Below are 18658 nucleotides of genomic sequence, written 5' to 3'. Positions count from 1 at the left end.
ATGGCCACCGTTGCCGTTACCGATGATACCTTCGATGCCGAAGTGAAGAATTCCGATGTCCCCGTCGTGGTGGATTTCTGGGCCGAATGGTGTGGCCCCTGCAAACAGATCGGCCCCGCGCTTGAAGAGCTGGCCGCCGAGATGGGTGACAAGATCAAGATCGCCAAGGTTGACGTTGACAGCAACCCGAATTCGGCCGTTGCCATGGGCGTGCGTGGCATCCCCGCGCTGTTCATCTTCAAGGATGGCGAAGTGGTATCCAACCGCGCCGGTGCCGCGCCCAAGGCCGCCCTGCAAAGCTGGATCGAAGAATCGATCTAACACTTATCGGCATAGAGATTTCAAAGGGCGCCTTCGGGTGCCCTTTTTTGTATTCGTAAGGAAGGCCATCGGCAGCCCTCGGGGTGGCGATCCCAACGGATGTTCTGATGTACTTTATCCCTGCCAAACCCGTACTCAGAATGAACGAAGCGCCAAGCCCATCCAAATCGCCAGCCTTGGTAGGGGGGCTGCCGATGGCCTGGGCGCTGCGCGCCTGTTAACCGGGCTAACCCCCCGCGAAAACCCTTTCCCTTGCGGCCTTCGGGCGCAAACGCCATATAGGCCCAAGCAAGAAAGGGTATATCTATGGCAGAGGATCAGTTCCCCGGCTGGCACGGCACCACCATCATCGGTGTGCGCAAGGGCGGCGAAGTTGTCATCGCGGGCGACGGGCAGGTCAGCCTGGGCCAAACCGTGATCAAGGGCACCGCCCGCAAAGTGCGCCGCCTATCGCCCGGCGGCTATGACGTGGTGGCTGGCTTTGCCGGATCAACGGCGGATGCGTTCACCCTTCTGGAGCGGCTGGAAAGCAAACTCGAGGCCACGCCCGGTCAGTTACAGCGCGCCAGCGTGGAACTGGCCAAGGACTGGCGCACCGACAAATACCTGCAAAAGCTGGAGGCGATGCTGATCGTCTCGGACGGGGCCGAGCTTTATGTGATCACCGGGGCAGGCGATGTTCTGGAGCCCGAACATGACGTGACCGCCATCGGCTCGGGCGGGAATTACGCGCTGGCTGCCGCGCGCGGCATGATGGACAGCAAACGCAACGCCGAAGAGGTGGCCCGCGATGCCATGGCGATTGCCGCCGATATCTGCGTTTACACCAATGGCAACCTGACTGTCGAAAAGATCACCAAGTCATGATCACCGAAGACGATCTGCGCGCTGCCACGGCCGCCGGTATTCTGGACGAAGCACAGGCGGCACGGTTGGGCGCGCTGGCCCATCAACGGGCCGGGCGTCTGGCCAAAGGCCTGCCCGAGGATGAACCGTTCGAGCTGTTCAAGGGTTTTGCCGAGATCTTTGTCTCGCTCGGACTGGTCCTTCTGATCGGCAGCGCGGTTGCCTTTGCCACCGCAATCGGAGGAATCTTTGCCATCACGCTGGGGCTTGCCGCGCTGTGCTGGTTTGCCGGAACCTATTTCACCCTGAAACGCCGGATGACCTTGCCCTCCATCGTTCTGGTTTCGGGGTATTCCATGGGGATTGGCGGCTTTGTCGGCTGGGCCCTTGATGTGGCTGGAATGGATGACAGCGGCTTTGCCATCGTCGTCTTTGGCCTGATCTGCATCGTGGCAATGCTGTTTCATTTCCGCACCTTCCGGGTGCCGTTCTCGATGTTCATCGCAGGTGTCTATGGCCTGTTCGTGGTGTTCGGTTTCACCGCCGAGGTCAGCCTTGACGACATGTTCACAAATGATTGGGAAAGCCTGTTTGACCTGCGACAGGGCAACAGTTTTGCTATTGCGACGCTTGTGTTTGGGATGCTCGCCCTGGTCGCGGGCCTGTGGTTTGACATGCAGGACCCACACCGCGTGGGGCGCATGGCGCGCTCCGCCTTTTGGCTGCATGTTCTAGCCGCCCCGGCCCTCGTCAACACGATCATGATGACGGCCTATAATACGCAGGGCGGCATCGGCACCTTGCTGACCATCATCGGGCTGACGCTGGTCACCATGTTCGCGCTGATTATTGACCGGCGCTCGTTCCTGACAGCCGGTCTGGGCTATCTCGCGGCCATCATCTTCAGCTTTCTGCAACAGGGCGATGGCGATCTGTCGATTCCAACCCTGATGCTTGTCCTCGGTGGCATCGTCACCTATCTCGGCACCTTCTGGACGTCACTGCGCGTCAAGCTGATGCACGCATTGCCCAACTTCCCCGGCAAGGATCGCCTGCCGCCTTACTCGGAGTCTCCATGACTGATCTGACCCCCCGCGAAATCGTATCGGAACTGGACCGGTTCATCATCGGCCAGAAAGACGCCAAGCGCGCCACCGCCGTGGCCCTGCGCAATCGCTGGCGGCGCAAGCAGCTGTCTGACGATCTGCGGGACGAGGTGTACCCGAAGAACATCCTGATGATCGGGCCCACCGGTGTCGGCAAGACCGAGATTTCCCGCCGTCTGGCCAAACTGGCCCGCGCGCCCTTCATCAAGGTCGAGGCCACCAAGTTCACCGAAGTCGGCTATGTCGGCCGCGATGTGGAACAGATCATCCGCGATCTGGTGGATGCCGCGATCATCGAAACCCGTGAATGGATGCGCGAAGACGTCAAGGCCAAGGCCCATGCGCAGGCCGAAGAGCGCGTGATCGACGCAATTGCCGGGACGGAAGCGCGCGAAGGCACCCGCGATATGTTCCGTAAGAAACTGAAAGACGGGTTGCTGGACGATACCGAGATCGAACTTGAGGTGGCCGACAATTCCAACCCGATGGGTGGGATGATGGATATTCCTGGCCAGCCCGGCAGCCAGGCGGGGATGATGAACCTTGGTGATATCTTCGGCAAAGCCTTTGGCGGGCGCACGGTTCGCAAGAAGATGACCGTGGCCGAAAGCTATGAAATTCTGATCAGCGATGAAGCCGACAAGCTGCTGGATGACGAGATCGTCAACAAGGCCGCGCTCGAAGCGGTCGAACAGAACGGCATCGTTTTCCTCGACGAGATCGACAAGGTCTGCGCCCGAACTGATGCGCGCGGCGGGGATGTGTCCCGCGAAGGGGTGCAGCGTGACCTGCTGCCGCTGATCGAAGGGACGACCGTGTCCACCAAATACGGCGCGGTCAAAACTGATCATGTGCTGTTCATCGCCTCGGGCGCCTTCCACATCGCCAAACCGTCCGACCTGCTGCCCGAACTGCAGGGCCGCCTGCCCATCCGGGTCGAGCTGCGCGCCCTGACCGAAGAAGATTTCGTGCGCATCCTGACCGAAACCGACAATGCCCTGACCCTGCAATACACCGCCCTGATGGGCACAGAAGAGGTCGAGGTCAGCTTTACCGAAGACGGCATCAAAGCCCTCGCCCGCATCGCCGCCGAGGTGAACCAGTCGGTCGAAAACATCGGCGCCCGTCGCCTCTACACGGTGATGGAACGGGTGTTCGAAGAGCTCAGCTTCACCGCGCCGGATCGCTCCGGTGACAAGGTGACGGTGGATGTGAAGTTCGTTGAGGACAACCTCGGTGAACTGGCCAAGTCGGCTGATCTCAGCCGCTACGTCCTGTAACATCAGCAGTGATCAGGCGATAGTGATCTCGCCCTGCACGGCGCCCAGATCGTTAACAAACAGATCAGGGTCGCCCTCGGGAAAATGCTGAAATTCCAACAGGGTGTAGGGCCGTTGCCAGAGCCATGGGCGGTTCGTCACAGATTCGATATCCTTTTCCGGTGGCTGATCTGCACTCAAAGTCAGAAAATAGAGATCAAAGCCATATGAATGAACCGGCTGAAGTGAAATGAGACGCATGCCCAACTTATCGCGATATTGCTTTAGCTCTGACGAAATATCCGCCGTTCTATAGGTCACCTGTCCCACGGTTGCACCACCGCCCAGCGGAATCAGCGGATCACCTTCTGACGTCCTCGGTTCTCCTTCAAATGTGTGCTGGAGAAGTTCAATCTGAAAGCCCTCCGGATCGGTCAGATGTGCCATATAGCCAATATCCTGAAATTGGTGCGGCGCACTGACCGCAACGCCGTCCCGCTTTAGCCTGTCGCAGGCCAGGTCCAGATTTGGCAAGGTGATCCCGATTTTCCAGTATCTGTCATCGCGACTGTGACAATACGAGATCCCCCGAGTTCCTTGACGAAATATCAGATCAGCATCGTCACCGTGATAACCAACGCGAACACCATCACACCGATCATGCACCGTCATTCCCAACTGGTTTTGATAAAACGCTGCCTGCGCTTCCGGATTGGCAACTTCAAATGTAATGGCGGCAATTCTGCTTGGCATTTTATATCAACCCCTGTGGAAAAATCCCGTCTGTCCTGCTTCGGCGATTACAGATGTTCATAACAATTCCAATGGTGTCTTTGTAAATTCACTTTCCAATTTCAACAATTCACGCGACAGAGGATCATGACCATTCTCGCCTTTCTCCGTGAAAATGCGCCCTGGCTGTCTGCTGGCATGTTGCTGACCTTTCTCAGCAGCTTTGGGCAGACGTTTTTTATCTCGATCTTTGCCGGTGAAATCCGGGAGGGGTTCCAGATCAGCCATGGTCAGTGGGGTGGAATTTATGCCCTTGGCACCACGGCCTCGGCAATGGTCATGGTTTGGGCCGGAGGGCTGACGGATCGGTTTCGCGTGCGCGCCTTGGGGGCGATCATCCTGATCATGCTCATGGCGTCTTGTCTGTTCATGGCCCTGAACCCGGTCTGGTGGCTTTTACCCCTGGTGATTTTCTGCCTGCGTTTCACCGGGCAAGGCATGACCAGCCACATCGCCGTCGTTGCCATGGGACGGTGGTTCATCGCCTCCCGGGGCAAGGCCTTGTCGGTCGCCACTTTGGGATTCGCGGTGGGCGAAGCGGTGTTGCCACTGATCTTCGTCGCACTGATGGCAATCTACGATTGGCGGATGCTGTGGGGGGTGGCGGCGATGATTGCGGTGCTGGGTATCCCCGTCCTGCTGGCGCTGCTTCGGCAAGAACGCACGCCGCAATCCATGGCGCAATCCGATCAGTCGCTGGGTATGGACGCGCGTCACTGGACCCGGAACGAGACGTTCAGGACTCCGCTGTTCTGGTTCATGGTGCCTGCGTTGCTGGGTCCCGGCGCGTTCAACACGGCCTTCTTCTTTCATCAGGTGCATTTCGCCGAAATCAAGGCGATCACTCATGTCGAGTTCGTCGCCATGTTCCCGTTTTATACAGTGGTTGGCATCATCGCGATGGTGCTGTCGGGCTGGGCGTTGGACAAGTTCGGTACCCCGCGCCTCATCCCGTGGTTCCAATTGCCGATGGTCGCGTCTTTTGCGGTATTTGCCTATGCCAACAGCACCTTCGGCATGTTGCTGGGCTTCTTCTTTCTCGCGATAACCACGGGGGCGAACACCACCTTGCCAAACGCGTTCTGGGCCGAGTTTTTCGGCACGCGGCATCTGGGATCGATCAAGGCCATGGCCGCGGCGGTCATGGTGCTGGGCTCGGCCATCGGTCCGGGGGTTACCGGCATGGGGATCGATCTGGGTATGGGGATCGAAACGCAATATCTGTGGGTGGCGGCATATTTCGTGTTTGCCACGGTGATGATGGCCATCGGTGTCGGCCGATACCGGACAGCGTTGGGGTAGGTGGCGCTCTACCGCGTGCGCCGCAGATAAACATAATACGCCCCGCCGCCGCCGTGTTTCAGATGCGCCTCACTAATCTGTAAGACGGCTTGTGCCAGTGGCGGCTGGGCCAACCATTGCGGCACGTTATGGCGCAGAACACCCAACCGTGTGGGGATCGGGCCACCGTCATCACGATGTTTGCCCTTGCCGGTCACCACCAGAACCAGACGTTTGCCACTGGCCTGTGCGCTCAGGATAAATCGTGTCAGGGCCGGGTGCGCCTGATCCATCGTCATGCCGTGCAGGTCCAGCTTTCCCTCGGGCACCAGCTTGCCACGCTTGAGGCGGCCAAAGGTTTTCTTGTCCATCTGCAAAGGTGCGGCAGCAACATGATCCCGAATACCGGGCGACAGATCATGCATCCGCACCGGGCCATTCACGCGCTCGCCCAGTGCGAACCGCTCCACCGGAGCACGAGGCGTTTTCACCGGCTTGGGTTTGGGCAAAGGCAGATCGGTCACCTTGCGATCAGGATGCAGCTTGTGCGTGGTATCTGCCACTTTGCGCCACAGTTCAACCTCGTCAGGGCGCAACCGGCGACGGCTCATCAGAGCTGCTCCGACAGCATCGCGTAGGCACGCTGAATCGGCAGCAAAACCAACATGCGACCGGGGTCTTTCAACCGGCCAGCTTCGCGACCGGCTTGATCACCAGTGCCAAAAAAGATATCGGCCCGCTGCGGGCCTTTGATGGCCGAACCTGTATCCTGCGCGATCATCAATCGACGGATCGGACCTTTCCCACCCTTTTCGATCCAGACCGGTGCGCCCAAAGTCACAAAGGCCGGGTCAACAGCGATTGTGCGCTGCGTAGTGATAGATCGGTTCATCGCGCCTAACGGTCCGCGGGTTGCGGGCACATCATCGATACGGCGGAAAAACACGTAAGACGGGTTGTGATAGAGCAGTTCCTGCCCCTCGATCGGATTGCGCTTGACCCAGTTCTTGATCACCTCGGCCGACACCTGATGCACCTGATAAATTCCGCGCCGCACCAGCTCGACCCCGATCGAGCGGTAATCATGACCGTTGGACCCGCCATAGCCGACCCGGATCACATTTCCACTGGGCAGCCTGATCCGCCCTGATCCCTGGATTTGCAGAAAGAACAACTCGACCGGGTCGTCCACCCAGGCGATTTCATATCCTTTGCCAGTCATGAAATCCCCGGTTTCAATCTCGCGCCGGGTCAGCCACGGGTTGGTGATCTTCGATACATTCGGCTCGCGATAGAGCGGGTAACGATAGCGTGCCGAGGGGGTCAGCGCGCCATTCAGTTCCGGCTCAAAATACCCCGTGAACAGCGACCGGCTGCCGTTCTCAATCAACACGGGCCGAAAAAACAATTCAAAGAAGGATTTCGCATCGGGTTTCTGCTGCGCCAGCGCGCAAAGCGATCTCCAATCCGGATCGCGCATATCGGGACAGGTGTTGAGAAACACGTCCAGCGCGGCGGCGTGATCATCGGCTTCCCAGCCGTTCAGGTCGTCAAATCGCAGGATGGTATGGGTGGTGTCCTCGGCAAAAAGGCTGCCCGCAAGGGACAGCCAGATCGCTGATGCCGCCGCCCAGAGCCTGGTCATTCGCCCGTGGCAACAAGCCGCCAGTTGGGATCGCCCGTGCCCATTTTCCGCTCGAACGTCCAGATATCTTTCTGGCGTTTGGATTGACCGGGCTTGCCTTCGACAATCTCGCCCGTGCCATCACGCACGACGGAAATCAATTCGCCCACGAACTTCACACTGATCTCAGCGGTGTTAGTGTCCTGATCGAATTTGGCGTCCGCCAAAGATGTTTCGCGCAAACCGACGAACTCGGCGTCAATTGTCAGGCCTTGTTCCTGCCGGGCATCAATGACCTGCGCAAAGGCCTCGTACACGTCCTCGGACAGGAAGGGCGTAACCTCATCCAGTTTGCCGTTCTCAAACGCCATCAGGATCATCTCATAAGCGCCTTTCGCGCCTCCCAGAAAATCCGTCACGCCAAAGCCCGGCTCAACGCGCTTCATATCGGCAAGCGCACCCGCCGCGTCACTGTCTTCTTCCACGTGATCGACGATATCGCGATCAGGGCCGCCATCAATCACCTCGAAATCGGCACGACGGCTGGCCGTGTCATCTGCTGGGCCTTGACGGTCGGGCGGCGCCTCAAATCCGTCGCGGGTGCCCAACACGCTTTTCAGCCGCAGAATCAGGAATACAGCGATGCCGGCAAGAACCAGTAGCTGCAGCAATGGCGAATTCATAAGTACCTCATCTCAGGCTGGGCATGGTAACATGTGTTGTTGGGACTTATGTAGGTGAGTGTCCCTGTCAAGTCCACCACTGGACCGGGAAAACCAAGGAGGAATGCCCATGTGGCTGTTTCTGGCCTTTCTGGCCGTGCCATTGATCGAAATCGCCCTCTTCATTCAGGTCGGCGGGCTGATCGGGCTATGGCCGACATTGGGAATTGTCGTGCTGACCGCCATTCTCGGGACTTTTCTGGTGAGAACCCAAGGTGCCATGGCGATGAACAACCTGCGCGCCTCGTTTTCGCGGCTGGAAGATCCATCCGAACCGCTGGCCCATGGCGCAATGATTCTTGTCTCCGGCGCGCTTTTGCTGACACCGGGGTTTTTCACCGATGCGGTTGGTTTCGCGCTTCTGATGCCCCCGGTGCGCAGCGCGGTGTTTGGATACCTGCGCAAACGGATCACGGTGCAGCGCTTCGATATGGGGGGGCATCCGCAACACCCACGCCACACGCCCGGTGATGACAGCGTGATTGACGCCGAATATACCGAGGTCGACTCCCCGAAATCTCCTTCTCACAGGCCCTCGGGCTGGACCAAGCATTGAGGCCCCCCGGCCTTCCTGCTAAGGGAGCGCCAACAGACATCCTTACCTTCGGAGAACTTCCTCATGGCTGAGAACGAAAACGGCGCCGCAGACGCAGCACCCAACGGCGCACAACCTGAACAGCGGACGCCTTCGGTCAAAATGAACATTCTGACCCAGTTCGTGCGGGATCTGTCATTTGAAAACGTTCTGGCCCAGCGCGGCACAGGCGGCGAAGTGCAGCCTGACGTTACCATCGGCGTCAAGCTTGAGCCGAAAAAGCGCGGCGGCGATCATCAATATGAAGTGTCCGCCAAGATGAACATCAATTCCAAGAACAAGGGCACAGAAGACGCCCTGTTCGTGCTTGAGATGGATTATGTCGGCGTGTTCCACGTTGAAGGTGTGCCCGAAGATCAGCTGCACCCGTTCCTGATGATTGAATGCCCGCGGATGATGTTCCCCTTCATCCGGCGTATCGTCAGCGATGTCACCCGCGATGGCGGCTTCCCGCCGCTGAACCTGGAAAACATCGATTTCGTACAGCTTTACCGTACCGAGATTGCCCGTCGCCAGGCGGCAGCGTCAGAAGAACCTGCTACCCCGCAGGCCTAAGACAGCTTATTCCACAGCGCATCATCGCCGAGTGTTTCCACAAAGGCACGATGCGCGGCCGCCTCGTCTTCACTGATACGGGGCGGCAATGCGTTTGGCCGGGGCACCGGGCGCCAGTCGCCCGCACCTCCGGCATCGCTTGCGGCATTCGACCCCGAGGAAGACAACGCAAAGTCAGGTTGTCGCCCGCCGATCAGTTCCAGGTAAACCTCGGCCAGGATTTCGGAATCGAGCAAAGCGCCGTGCAGCGTCCGCGCCGAATTATCGATGTTAAAGCGCCGACACAGCGCATCCAGCGAGGCGGGCGAGCCGGGAAATCTCTTGCGCGCGATGGCCAGCGTATCAATTGCCTGTTCAAACGGGATGGCAGGCATCTTCACCCAACCCAGCTCGGCATTGATGAATTTCATGTCAAAGCTGGCATTATGGATGACCAGCTTGGCATCCTGCACGAAATCCACGAACGCCTGTGCGATCTCGGCAAAAACCGGTTTGTCGCGCAGAAAATCGTCGCCCAAACCATGCACCTCGAACGCCTCGTTGGGCATCGCGCGCTCGGGGTTGATATATTGATGATAGGTGCGGCCCGTGGGCATGTGATTGTAAAGCTCGACCGCGCCAATCTCGACAATCCGGTCACCCTGCTCGGGTTCAAATCCCGTGGTCTCGGTATCAAGTACGATTTCACGCATGTTACAGCCCTGCCCTGATCTGCTTGACCAGAGCTTGCACCTGTTCGCGGGCATGCTCAAGCGTGTCAGTGAGGATCACGTAATCGGCCCGCGCACGTTTTTCGGCATCCGGCATCTGTTTCTCCAGGATCGCCTGAACCTGCGCGGGCGTCATCTGACCACGCTGCATCAGTCGCTCCTTTTGTGTGTCAGCATCGGTGCTGACCACCACAACCGCATCCATCTGCGCATCGGCCCCGGTTTCAAAAAGCAGGGGGATATCGAGAACGGTAATGTCAGCGGGACAGTTTTCCAGAAATCTCGCACGATCCGTCGTGACCAGCGGATGCACAATCGCTTCGATCTGCGAAAGTGCCGTAGGATCGTTCGTTATGATTTGTTTTAGGCGATCGCGCGACACTTCACCATCTATCACCGCCTCGGGAAAAGCCGCAGCCATTGGCACAACAGCTGCACCCCCTTTTGCATAAAGCCGGTGAACAGCCGCGTCGGCATCCCAAAGCGCACATCCTTCATCGACAAACATCTGCGCAGTGGTGGATTTGCCCATCCCGATTGAGCCGGTCAGACCCAGTCGATAGGTCATCTGAGTGCCGCAGCCCGCGTGGCACTGTCGACCTGCGGGCGCACGCCGAACCAGCGTTCAAACGCCGGAACCGCCTGATGCAACAACATGCCCAACCCATCAACCGTGACACAGCCCATTTGATCGGCCTCGATCAGCAAGCGGGTTTTGAGAGGCGCATAGACAATGTCTGTCACCAACGCGCCTTTTCGCAAACCATCAAGCGGAACACGCAAAGGCGGCTTGCCCATCATGCCCAGCGATGTGGTGTTCACAACGGTTGCGGCCTCTTCAAGCATATTGCCAGCCTGTACCCAGTCATACACGCGCAGGCGTTTGCCAAATTCAGATTGCAGCGCCTCGGCGCGGACACGGGTGCGATTGGAAATCAAAATCTCGGGCACACCGACATCCAGAAGCGACGCAACGACGGCACGCGCCGCACCACCGGCACCCAGCACAGCGGCAGGCCCGGCCTTTGGGTTCCAGCCCGGCGCACTTTGCTTGAGGTTTTGAACGAACCCGTATCCATCCGTGTTGTCAGCATGAATCTTGCCATCCTTGCGGAAGATCAGCGTGTTCGCCGCCCCGATCAGGATCGCGCGGTCTGTCACCAGATCGGCCAGCTCCATCACCTTTTCCTTATGCGGGACGGTGATGTTGGCGCCGACGAACCCCATCTTGGGCAGCATGGGGATGACGTCAGCCAGATCATCGGGGGCCACATCCATCGGGATGTAATGCCCCGGCAGACCATGCGTTTTTAGCCAATGAGTATGCAGTTGCGGCGACTTGGAATGAGCCACGGGTGATCCAATCACACCAGCCAGCGGTATTTTTGCGTCACTCATTGGTCAATCACTCCACGTAGCCCGAGATAGAACAGAAGTTCGACCAAGGGCAGGCCAAGAACAGTGAAGTAGTCGCCACTGATATTCGCGAACAGACGCACACCTTCTTCCTCCAGCTTGTATCCACCAACCGAGTCGCGGATGTTGTCCCAGTTCCGCTCGATGTAATCATCCAGATAGCTATCTGTGATTGTACGCATTGTCATCCGTACCTTGCCACAATGCCGCCAGACGGGTTGGCCCGCTTCGCAGATAACAACAGCAGACAACAGATCATGCCGCTTGCCGCGCATTTCAAACAGCAGGGCGTGCAAATCCTGTTTGGTGGGGCATTTGCTGATGATCCGACCCTCGAAATCGAGCACCTGGTCACACCCGATGACAATCGCTTGGGGGTTTTTTTCGCTGATCTTGAGGGCTTTCAGTTCGGCCAGCGCATCGGCAATATCGCGGGGTGACGCGCCATCCGCCAGCAAAGAGTCCCTTGCCATATCCTCATCGACACGGGCCGGAATGGCATCATATTCGACACGTGCCGAGGTCAGCAATGTTTTCCGGATCTCAGAACTGGACGCTAGGATAACAGATGGGCGCATGTGGATAACCGAGTGTAAAAATTAACAAGTGTTTAAGAACAGTTTGGCAAGAAATCCATCCCAAGCTGGCTTTTCCCCGGAACCGCGTCATCTGGATCAAGCATGCGATAGATTGTCCCTTGGGGATTTGAATAAACCAATAATGTGTATGGTCAAACCCGCTCGACAATACTGTCAGTTTCATCCCCAGTTCAACTCGATGATATCTTGATTAAATAATTGAATTAATTACTATTTTCATGTCTTCTTGATTTTGTAAGACGGTTCTCAACAGGCCTGTGCACAGCCCTTGTTTCTGTTGGCAAATCTGTGGACTTCCAAGTAATCCACAGAAAGGCCTGTCCCTACTTAAACATCATCCTTTTTAATCTTTCTTTTTATTTATAGAGAGAAGAAAACAAAGAGTGTGAATGAATGGCCGACTTTCTCGCGTCTCTCTATCCCTGGACCAAGGCGTTGCATATCGTCTCGGTGATCTCGTGGATGGCGGGTATGTTCTACCTTCCCCGTCTCTTTGTCTATCACGCTGAGCAATCCGAGCCGGGTGACAGCCGGGATGTGGTGTTTCAGGAAATGGAACGTAAACTGCTTCGCCTGATCATGAACCCGGCGATGGTCGCGACATGGGTTTTTGGCCTCATGCTGGTCTTTACTCCGGGGATTGTCGATTGGACGGCGATCTGGCCGTACGTCAAGATTGTCGGCGTCTCGGTGATGACATGGCATCATCACTGGCTGGGATTGCGGCGCAAAGAGTTCATGAGAGGCACCAACACGCGCTCGGGGCGGACCTACAGGCTGATGAACGAAGTTCCGACCATCATGATGCTGTTGATCGTGTTCGCCGTCGTACTGCGTTTCTAGGCGTTCATTGACTCGACTTAAGTAAGCGCTTACATGTTTTCGAACTTCCCGTCCGGGAGGCTTGTTTCCCCATTGCTATATATCACTGTGCCGTAGACCGGCCCGTGAAAAGGTATCACCATGTCCCAAGACCGTCTGAACCTGTCTGACCTCAAGGCGCAATCCGCCGCCGATCTTCTGTCCATGGCCGAAGAGCTTGAGATCGAAAACGCCTCGACCATGCGCAAGGGCGAGATGATGTTCTCGATCCTGAAAGAACGCGCCGAGGATGGCTGGGTTGTTTACGGGGATGGCGTGCTGGAAGTGCTGCAAGATGGCTTTGGCTTCCTGCGCTCGCCCGAAGCCAACTATCTGCCGGGCCCCGATGACATCTATGTTTCGCCTGAAACGATCCGCCGCTATTCGTTGAGGACGGGGGATTCCATCGTGGGGGAAATCAAACAGCCGCTTGAGACGGAGCGCTATTTTGCTCTGACCGGTGTCTCGCAGATCAATTTCGAAGAGCCTGAGAAAGCCAAGCACAAGATCGCGTTTGACAACCTGACGCCGCTTTACCCCGATGAACGGATGACGATGGAAATCGAGGATCCGACCATCAAGGACCGGTCCGCCCGAATCATCGACCTGGTGGCCCCGATCGGGAAAGGCCAGCGGTCGTTGATCGTGGCCCCGCCGCGGACGGGTAAAACCGTTCTGCTGCAAAACATCGCCGCCAGTATCGAGGCGAACCATCCTGAATGTTACCTGATCGTGCTGCTGATCGATGAACGCCCCGAAGAGGTGACGGACATGCAGCGCTCGGTAAAGGGCGAAGTGGTCAGCTCGACCTTTGATGAACCGGCCACGCGGCACGTCGCGGTGTCGGAAATGGTGATCGAGAAAGCCAAGCGTTTGGTCGAACATAAACGAGATGTTGTTATTCTTCTCGATTCGATCACAAGGCTTGGTAGGGCGTTTAACACAGTTGTTCCATCTTCGGGCAAGGTTCTGACAGGTGGTGTGGATGCCAACGCCCTGCAACGCCCCAAGCGGTTCTTTGGCGCGGCGCGGAATATCGAGGAAGGCGGATCGCTCACCATTATTGCCACCGCGCTGATCGAAACCGGGTCGCGGATGGACGAAGTGATCTTCGAAGAATTCAAAGGTACGGGTAACTCGGAAATCGTTCTGGATCGCAAAGTCGCCGACAAACGCGTCTTCCCGGCGATGGACATTCTCAAGTCCGGCACGCGGAAAGAAGATCTTCTGGTCGATAAGATCGATCTTCAGAAAACCTTTGTCCTGCGCCGCATCCTCAATCCGATGGGCACCACGGATGCGATCGAGTTCCTGATTTCCAAGTTGAAGCAAACCAAGACGAATTCGGATTTCTTCGACTCGATGAACACCTGATCTGTGACGGGGGTGGCCCCGATGGATACAATCTTTGCGCTCTCCACCGCTCCCGGCAAATCCGGAGTGGCAGTCATCCGTATTTCCGGCGCTGAGTCCTGGGACGCTCTGGCTCGGTTGAACCCTGAGATCCCGACGCCTCGGCTGGCATCCCTGCGCCTTTTACGCGGGGCTGATGGGACGAGGCTTGATGAATCCCTGATTTTGGTGTTTTCGGATGATCACAGCTTTACCGGGGAAAAAACCGTTGAAATTCAATGCCATGGAAGCCCAGCGGTGGTTTCTGCCATTTTGACAGAGCTTTCGGGTATCCCTGGCCTGCGTCCGGCTGAACCCGGTGAATTCACGCGACGCGCCTTGGAGAATGGCCGTCTCGACATTGCCCAGGTCGAAGGCCTTGCCGATCTGATCGAAGCCGAAACCGAAGCGCAACGCCGTCAGGCATTGCGTGTCTTTTCTGGTGACCTTGGGAAGCAGGCCGAGCTCTGGCGCAAGTCTTTGATCAGGGCTGCAGCCTTGCTTGAGGCGACAATTGATTTTGCCGATGAAGAAGTGCCCGTTGATGTGTCGCCGGAGGTTTCTGAGCTCATCAGGATCACGCAAACCAGCCTGCAGCGCGAGATAGAGGGCGTGAAAACGGCTGAACGTATTCGCGCTGGATTTGAAGTGGCCATTATCGGGGCGCCCAATGTCGGTAAATCCACACTGTTGAATGCACTGGCCGGGCGCGAGGCGGCGATTACGTCCGAGTATGCCGGCACCACCCGGGATGTGATCGAAGTAAGGATGGACCTGTCCGGCTTGCCCGTGACGCTTCTTGATACGGCAGGTCTGCGCGAAACCGATGATGTGGTTGAAAACATCGGGATTGACCGCGCCAGGCAACGGGCAGCCACAGCGGATCTGCGCGTGTTTTTGTTGGCTGATGGTGATCAGCCAGATGGGCTTATCGAAGAGGAAGACATTGTTTTACTGGCGAAAGCCGATCTGTTGGATGATCCCACCGGAGGTATCTCGGGGGTGACGGGCGCAGGCGTTTCCGAGCTGATCGAGCAGATAACCGAAACGCTGCGGAATCGCTCAACTGACGTTGGTATTGCAACGCGCCTGCGCCACAAGCTCGCGATGGAACGCGCGGTTTGCGCCTTGAACTCTGCTGAGAATTTAATCCCTCACGGGGAAAGCCACGCCGATATTGCAGCGGAAGAGCTTAGAACCGCTATTCGCGCCCTTGATTCTCTGGTAGGCCGCATCGATATCGAGAATATTCTGGATGAGATTTTTGCCAGCTTCTGCCTTGGCAAATGAGGAGTGTTTCACGTGAAACATTTTGACGTCATTGTCATCGGCGGAGGACATGCCGGTACCGAGGCCGCCCATGCTGCGGCCCGGATGGGGGTGCAGACCGCGCTTGTGACCTTGTCGCGCGATGGTATCGGGGTGATGTCGTGCAACCCGGCGATTGGCGGCTTGGGCAAAGGCCACTTGGTGCGAGAGATTGATGCGCTGGATGGTGTGATGGGCTGTGTCGCGGATGCCGCCGGCATCCAATTCCGGCTGCTTAACCGCCGCAAGGGCCCTGCTGTACAAGGCCCGCGAGCACAGGCAGATCGCAAGATTTATCGCGAAACCATGCTGTCCATGACCGAGGCACAGCCAAACCTGACCATCTTGGAAGGCGAGGCGTGTGACTTCGTTATGCAGGGAGAACGGGTTACTGGCATTGTTCTGCAGGACGGCTCCGAGGTGAGCGCCGCTGCGGTCATCCTGACCACGGGCACTTTTTTGCGCGGCGTTATCCATATCGGGGATGTGTCGCGCCCCGGCGGTCGTATGGGCGACAAGCCTTCGGTCAAGTTGGCTGAACGTATCGACAGCTTTGATTTATCCCTTGGGCGTTTGAAAACGGGCACCCCGCCCCGGCTGAATGGCAAGACCATCAATTGGGACGCCTTACAGGATCAGCCGGGTGATGATGATCCGGTGATGTTTTCATTCCTGTCGCATGGCCCCTCTGCGCGCCAGATATCTTGCGGTATCACCCATACGAATGCGAAAACCCATGATATCATTCGCGAAAATCTGGATCGTTCGGCGATGTATGGGGGGCATATCGATGGGATAGGCCCTCGCTATTGCCCGTCGATTGAAGATAAAATCGTGCGTTTTGCCGACAAAACCTCGCACCAGATCTTTCTGGAGCCCGAAAGCCTGTCTGATGATCTGATTTATCCGAATGGCATCTCCACCTCGCTGCCGGAAGAGGTGCAGGTGGATTACGTGCGGTCTATCGAAGGTCTGGAGCGGGCCGAGATCATGCAGCCGGGTTATGCGATCGAATATGATTATGTCGATCCGCGGTCTTTGGACGCCACATTGCAGGTTCGGTCGGTGCCGGGGTTGTATCTGGCGGGGCAGATCAATGGCACGACTGGCTATGAAGAAGCTGCAGCGCAAGGGCTGGTTGCCGGGTTGAACGCAGCGCTGGCTGTGAAAGGCAGAGACCCTGTAACCTTTGGCCGCTCAGAAAGCTATATTGGCGTCATGATTGACGACCTCACGACGCGCGGCGTGTCCGAACCCTATCGGATGTTCACATCGCGCGCCGAATTTCGGCTTTCCTTACGGGCAGATAACGCGGATCAACGGCTTACGGCGCTTGGCGTACAGTTGGGCTGCGTTGGCTCGCGGCGTAAGGCGGTTTTTGATGATAAGATGGATCGTCTTGCTGCCGGCCTTGAGCGCTTGAATGCAGACAGCTACACGCCGCGGCAACTGAAAGATATCGGCCTGGCCGTGAACCAGGATGGCGCGCGCAGGACGGCATTTCAGCTACTCTCATTCCCGGACATCACCTTTGATACCTTGATTCAGTTGGATGAAACCTTATCGGACCTTGACCAGGAAACCCGCGCGCAGCTTGAGAAAGATGCGCTTTATGCGAATTACATTGATCGGCAGAAACGGGATGTCGAATCCATGCGCCGGGATGAGGACAAGGAAATCCCACCGCATTTCGACTATGGAGCGATTGAAGGGCTTTCCAACGAGCTGAAATCCAAGCTGTCGACCGTTCAACCTGCAAATCTGGCGCAGGCAGCGCGCATTGATGGGATGACGCCCGCAGCGCTAACTCTCTTGCTGGCCCGGATCAAGCACGAGCAACGGGAAAAGTCAGCGTGACGGTTCCGGACGGCCTGAATGTTTCACGTGAAACAATGTCCCGGCTTCGTATTTATGCCGATCTGCTGACCAAGTGGAATCCACGTATTAACCTTGTGGCGAAATCCACGCTTCCCGACCTCTGGGCGCGCCATATCCTTGATTCTGCGCAGATATTTGACCTGGCGCCGCATCCCGTAGCGCATTGGGCCGATCTTGGATCGGGCGGCGGTTTTCCAGGGCTTGTGATTGCGATTATGGCAGATCAGAAGGCAAGCCCGCTTCGTGTAACGCTTGTCGAAAGCGATGCGCGCAAGTCGGCTTTCTTGAGGACGGTTATTCGCGAAACCGGCGCCCCTGCTCGTGTGATCAGCGAGCGAATAGAAGTGGCCGAGCCTTTGAATGCGGATGTCGTATCAGCGCGTGCGCTCGCCGATCTGTCCACGCTGCTTGATCTGTCACAGCGCCATTTGTCTCCATCTGGAACCGCGCTGCTTCTAAAAGGTGCAGCTTGGGAAAAAGAGCTTCAGGCGGCGCAATCCCTGTGGAATTTCAGCCACCGGATTGCTAAGAGTCAGACTGAAACCGGTCCCGTTGTCTTGAGCGTTACAGGAGTGTCCCGTGTCTGATCCCACCCGCCCGCGAGGCCCCAAGATCATCGCTGTTGCCAACCAGAAGGGCGGTGTTGGAAAAACGACAACAACAATCAATCTGGGTGCAGCCCTGGCCGAAGCGGGCGCAAAAGTTCTGATCGTTGATCTTGATCCGCAGGGGAACGCATCGACGGGCCTTGGAATCGAAGCGGACAGCCGGGAATACACCACCTATGAGCTGATACTGGAAGAAATCGAACTCAGCCGCGTTATTCAACCAACATCGAACAGGAATCTGTCGATTATCCCGGCCACGGTCGACCTGAGTTCTGCCGATATGGAATTGATTTCAAACGAAAAAAGAAGCTTCCTGCTGCATGATGCGTTGCGTCAGCCGGCGATGGACGACTACGCGCTGGATTTCATCCTGATCGATTGCCCGCCGTCGTTAAATCTGTTGACGGTCAATGCCATGGTGGCCGCCCATTCCGTTCTGGTACCGTTGCAAAGCGAATTTTTTGCGCTCGAAGGTCTGTCACAACTTATGTTGACCATTCGCGAAGTGCGCCAGACGGCCAATCCCGATTTGCGGATTGAGGGGATCGTGCTGACCATGTTTGATGGGCGGAACAATCTATCAACGCTGGTTGAACAGGATGCACGCGACAACCTGGGAGAATTGGTGTTCCAAACCCGCATTCCGCGTAATGTACGGGTGAGCGAAGCGCCATCTTTTGCAATGCCCGTAATCAGTTACGATTCCACCTCGAAAGGGGCGCAAGCCTATCGCGATCTTGCGATTGAACTGATGGAAAATCAGACGCGCGTCGCGGCATAATCAG

The 18658-nt window shown here is 57.1% G+C and carries 21 protein-coding genes; 13 read left to right on the top strand and 8 right to left on the bottom strand.

From position 1 onward, the window contains the following. The 4 genes from trxA (at position 1) to hslU (ending at position 3553) form a co-directional block, all read left to right on the top strand. Entirely contained in the window at positions 1–321 is a 321-nt protein-coding gene (trxA, locus tag V6N02_RS07105) for a thioredoxin (protein WP_371224829.1), read from the top strand. Positions 322–627: 306 nt separating this feature from the next. Next, positions 628–1188 carry an ATP-dependent protease subunit HslV gene (gene hslV, locus V6N02_RS07100; protein ID WP_371224828.1) on the top strand — a complete coding sequence of 187 codons (561 nt, stop codon included), beginning with the start codon at positions 628–630 and terminating at the stop codon, positions 1186–1188. Beyond that, positions 1185–2246, top strand: coding sequence for a hypothetical protein (locus tag V6N02_RS07095; protein ID WP_371224827.1), 1062 nt, complete (start codon positions 1185–1187; stop codon positions 2244–2246). The genes hslV and V6N02_RS07095 overlap by 4 nt, the downstream gene beginning before the upstream one ends. After that, positions 2243–3553: an ATP-dependent protease ATPase subunit HslU gene (gene hslU, locus V6N02_RS07090; RefSeq protein ID WP_371224826.1), complete on the top strand. Its 1311-nt coding sequence runs from the start codon at positions 2243–2245 to the stop codon at positions 3551–3553. The genes V6N02_RS07095 and hslU overlap by 4 nt, the downstream gene beginning before the upstream one ends. 12 nt (positions 3554–3565) lie before the next feature. On the opposite strand, the gene V6N02_RS07085 is transcribed toward hslU, so the two are convergent. Further along, entirely contained in the window at positions 3566–4285 is a 720-nt protein-coding gene (locus V6N02_RS07085) for a VOC family protein (RefSeq protein WP_371224825.1), read from the bottom strand. Between the two features lie 126 nt (positions 4286–4411). Here V6N02_RS07085 and V6N02_RS07080 point away from each other — a divergent pair, with 126 nt between their 5' ends. Further along, on the top strand, positions 4412–5626 hold the full coding sequence (locus V6N02_RS07080) for an MFS transporter (protein ID WP_371224824.1): 1215 nt from the start codon (positions 4412–4414) through the stop codon (positions 5624–5626). A gap of 8 nt (positions 5627–5634) precedes the next feature. Here V6N02_RS07080 and V6N02_RS07075 read toward each other — a convergent pair whose 3' ends face one another. The 3 genes from V6N02_RS07075 to V6N02_RS07065 are packed head-to-tail and all read right to left on the bottom strand — an operon-like array spanning position 5635 to position 7912. Continuing rightward, positions 5635–6216: a Smr/MutS family protein gene (locus V6N02_RS07075; protein WP_371224823.1), complete on the bottom strand. Its 582-nt coding sequence runs from the start codon at positions 6214–6216 to the stop codon at positions 5635–5637. After that, positions 6216–7250 carry a murein transglycosylase A gene (gene mltA, locus V6N02_RS07070; protein WP_371224822.1) on the bottom strand — a complete coding sequence of 345 codons (1035 nt, stop codon included), beginning with the start codon at positions 7248–7250 and terminating at the stop codon, positions 6216–6218. The genes V6N02_RS07075 and mltA overlap by 1 nt, the downstream gene beginning before the upstream one ends. Further along, complete coding sequence (locus V6N02_RS07065) at positions 7247–7912, bottom strand: Tim44/TimA family putative adaptor protein (RefSeq protein ID WP_371224821.1); 666 nt, start codon at positions 7910–7912, stop codon at positions 7247–7249. Before V6N02_RS07065 ends, mltA begins: the two co-directional genes overlap by 4 nt. Positions 7913–8021: 109 nt before the next feature. On the opposite strand from V6N02_RS07065, the gene V6N02_RS07060 reads away from it, so the two are divergent. Next, on the top strand, positions 8022–8507 hold the full coding sequence (locus V6N02_RS07060; RefSeq protein WP_371224820.1) for an FxsA family protein: 486 nt from the start codon (positions 8022–8024) through the stop codon (positions 8505–8507). A 63-nt stretch (positions 8508–8570) separates the two neighbouring features. Then, complete coding sequence (secB, locus tag V6N02_RS07055) at positions 8571–9101, top strand: protein-export chaperone SecB (RefSeq protein ID WP_371224819.1); 531 nt, start codon at positions 8571–8573, stop codon at positions 9099–9101. Here the strand turns inward: secB and dnaQ are convergent. From dnaQ to V6N02_RS07035, 4 genes are read right to left on the bottom strand one after another with little or no spacing between them, the layout of a single operon-like run. Beyond that, positions 9098–9793 carry a DNA polymerase III subunit epsilon gene (gene dnaQ / locus V6N02_RS07050; protein WP_371224818.1) on the bottom strand — a complete coding sequence of 232 codons (696 nt, stop codon included), beginning with the start codon at positions 9791–9793 and terminating at the stop codon, positions 9098–9100. The two genes, secB and dnaQ, sit on opposite strands and share 4 nt — an antisense overlap. 1 nt (position 9794) lies before the next feature. Then, entirely contained in the window at positions 9795–10379 is a 585-nt protein-coding gene (gene coaE / locus V6N02_RS07045; RefSeq protein ID WP_371224817.1) for a dephospho-CoA kinase, read from the bottom strand. After that, positions 10376–11209 carry a shikimate dehydrogenase gene (locus V6N02_RS07040; RefSeq protein WP_371224816.1) on the bottom strand — a complete coding sequence of 278 codons (834 nt, stop codon included), beginning with the start codon at positions 11207–11209 and terminating at the stop codon, positions 10376–10378. Before V6N02_RS07040 ends, coaE begins: the two co-directional genes overlap by 4 nt. Continuing rightward, the gene (locus V6N02_RS07035; protein WP_371224815.1) at positions 11206–11805 is read right to left on the bottom strand and encodes a Maf family protein; all 600 of its coding nucleotides are present in this window, start codon (positions 11803–11805) and stop codon (positions 11206–11208) included. Before V6N02_RS07035 ends, V6N02_RS07040 begins: the two co-directional genes overlap by 4 nt. A 414-nt stretch (positions 11806–12219) precedes the next feature. On the opposite strand from V6N02_RS07035, the gene hemJ reads away from it, so the two are divergent. The 6 genes from hemJ to V6N02_RS07005 all read left to right on the top strand — a co-directional run bounded on the left by hemJ (position 12220) and on the right by V6N02_RS07005 (position 18654). Further along, a complete protein-coding gene (hemJ, locus tag V6N02_RS07030; RefSeq protein ID WP_371224814.1) occupies positions 12220–12669 on the top strand; it encodes a protoporphyrinogen oxidase HemJ in 450 nt (149 codons plus the stop codon). Positions 12670–12789: 120 nt separating this feature from the next. Next, positions 12790–14061, top strand: coding sequence for a transcription termination factor Rho (gene rho / locus V6N02_RS07025; RefSeq protein WP_371224812.1), 1272 nt, complete (start codon positions 12790–12792; stop codon positions 14059–14061). Positions 14062–14082: 21 nt separating this feature from the next. Then, on the top strand, positions 14083–15369 hold the full coding sequence (mnmE, locus tag V6N02_RS07020) for a tRNA uridine-5-carboxymethylaminomethyl(34) synthesis GTPase MnmE (RefSeq protein WP_371224811.1): 1287 nt from the start codon (positions 14083–14085) through the stop codon (positions 15367–15369). A 12-nt stretch (positions 15370–15381) separates the two neighbouring features. Then, positions 15382–17244, top strand: a complete 1863-nt coding sequence (gene mnmG / locus V6N02_RS07015) for a tRNA uridine-5-carboxymethylaminomethyl(34) synthesis enzyme MnmG (RefSeq protein WP_371224810.1) — start codon at positions 15382–15384, stop codon at positions 17242–17244. Further along, positions 17241–17852: a 16S rRNA (guanine(527)-N(7))-methyltransferase RsmG gene (gene rsmG, locus V6N02_RS07010; protein ID WP_371224809.1), complete on the top strand. Its 612-nt coding sequence runs from the start codon at positions 17241–17243 to the stop codon at positions 17850–17852. Before mnmG ends, rsmG begins: the two co-directional genes overlap by 4 nt. Continuing rightward, a complete protein-coding gene (locus V6N02_RS07005; protein WP_371224808.1) occupies positions 17845–18654 on the top strand; it encodes a ParA family protein in 810 nt (269 codons plus the stop codon). Before rsmG ends, V6N02_RS07005 begins: the two co-directional genes overlap by 8 nt. Positions 18655–18658 lie beyond the last annotated feature (4 nt).

The sequence above is a fragment of the Roseovarius conchicola genome (genome assembly GCF_041403425.1).
Lineage (GTDB): Bacteria > Pseudomonadota > Alphaproteobacteria > Rhodobacterales > Rhodobacteraceae > Roseovarius > Roseovarius conchicola.
This window is presented reverse-complemented; position numbering and strand designations above follow the sequence as displayed.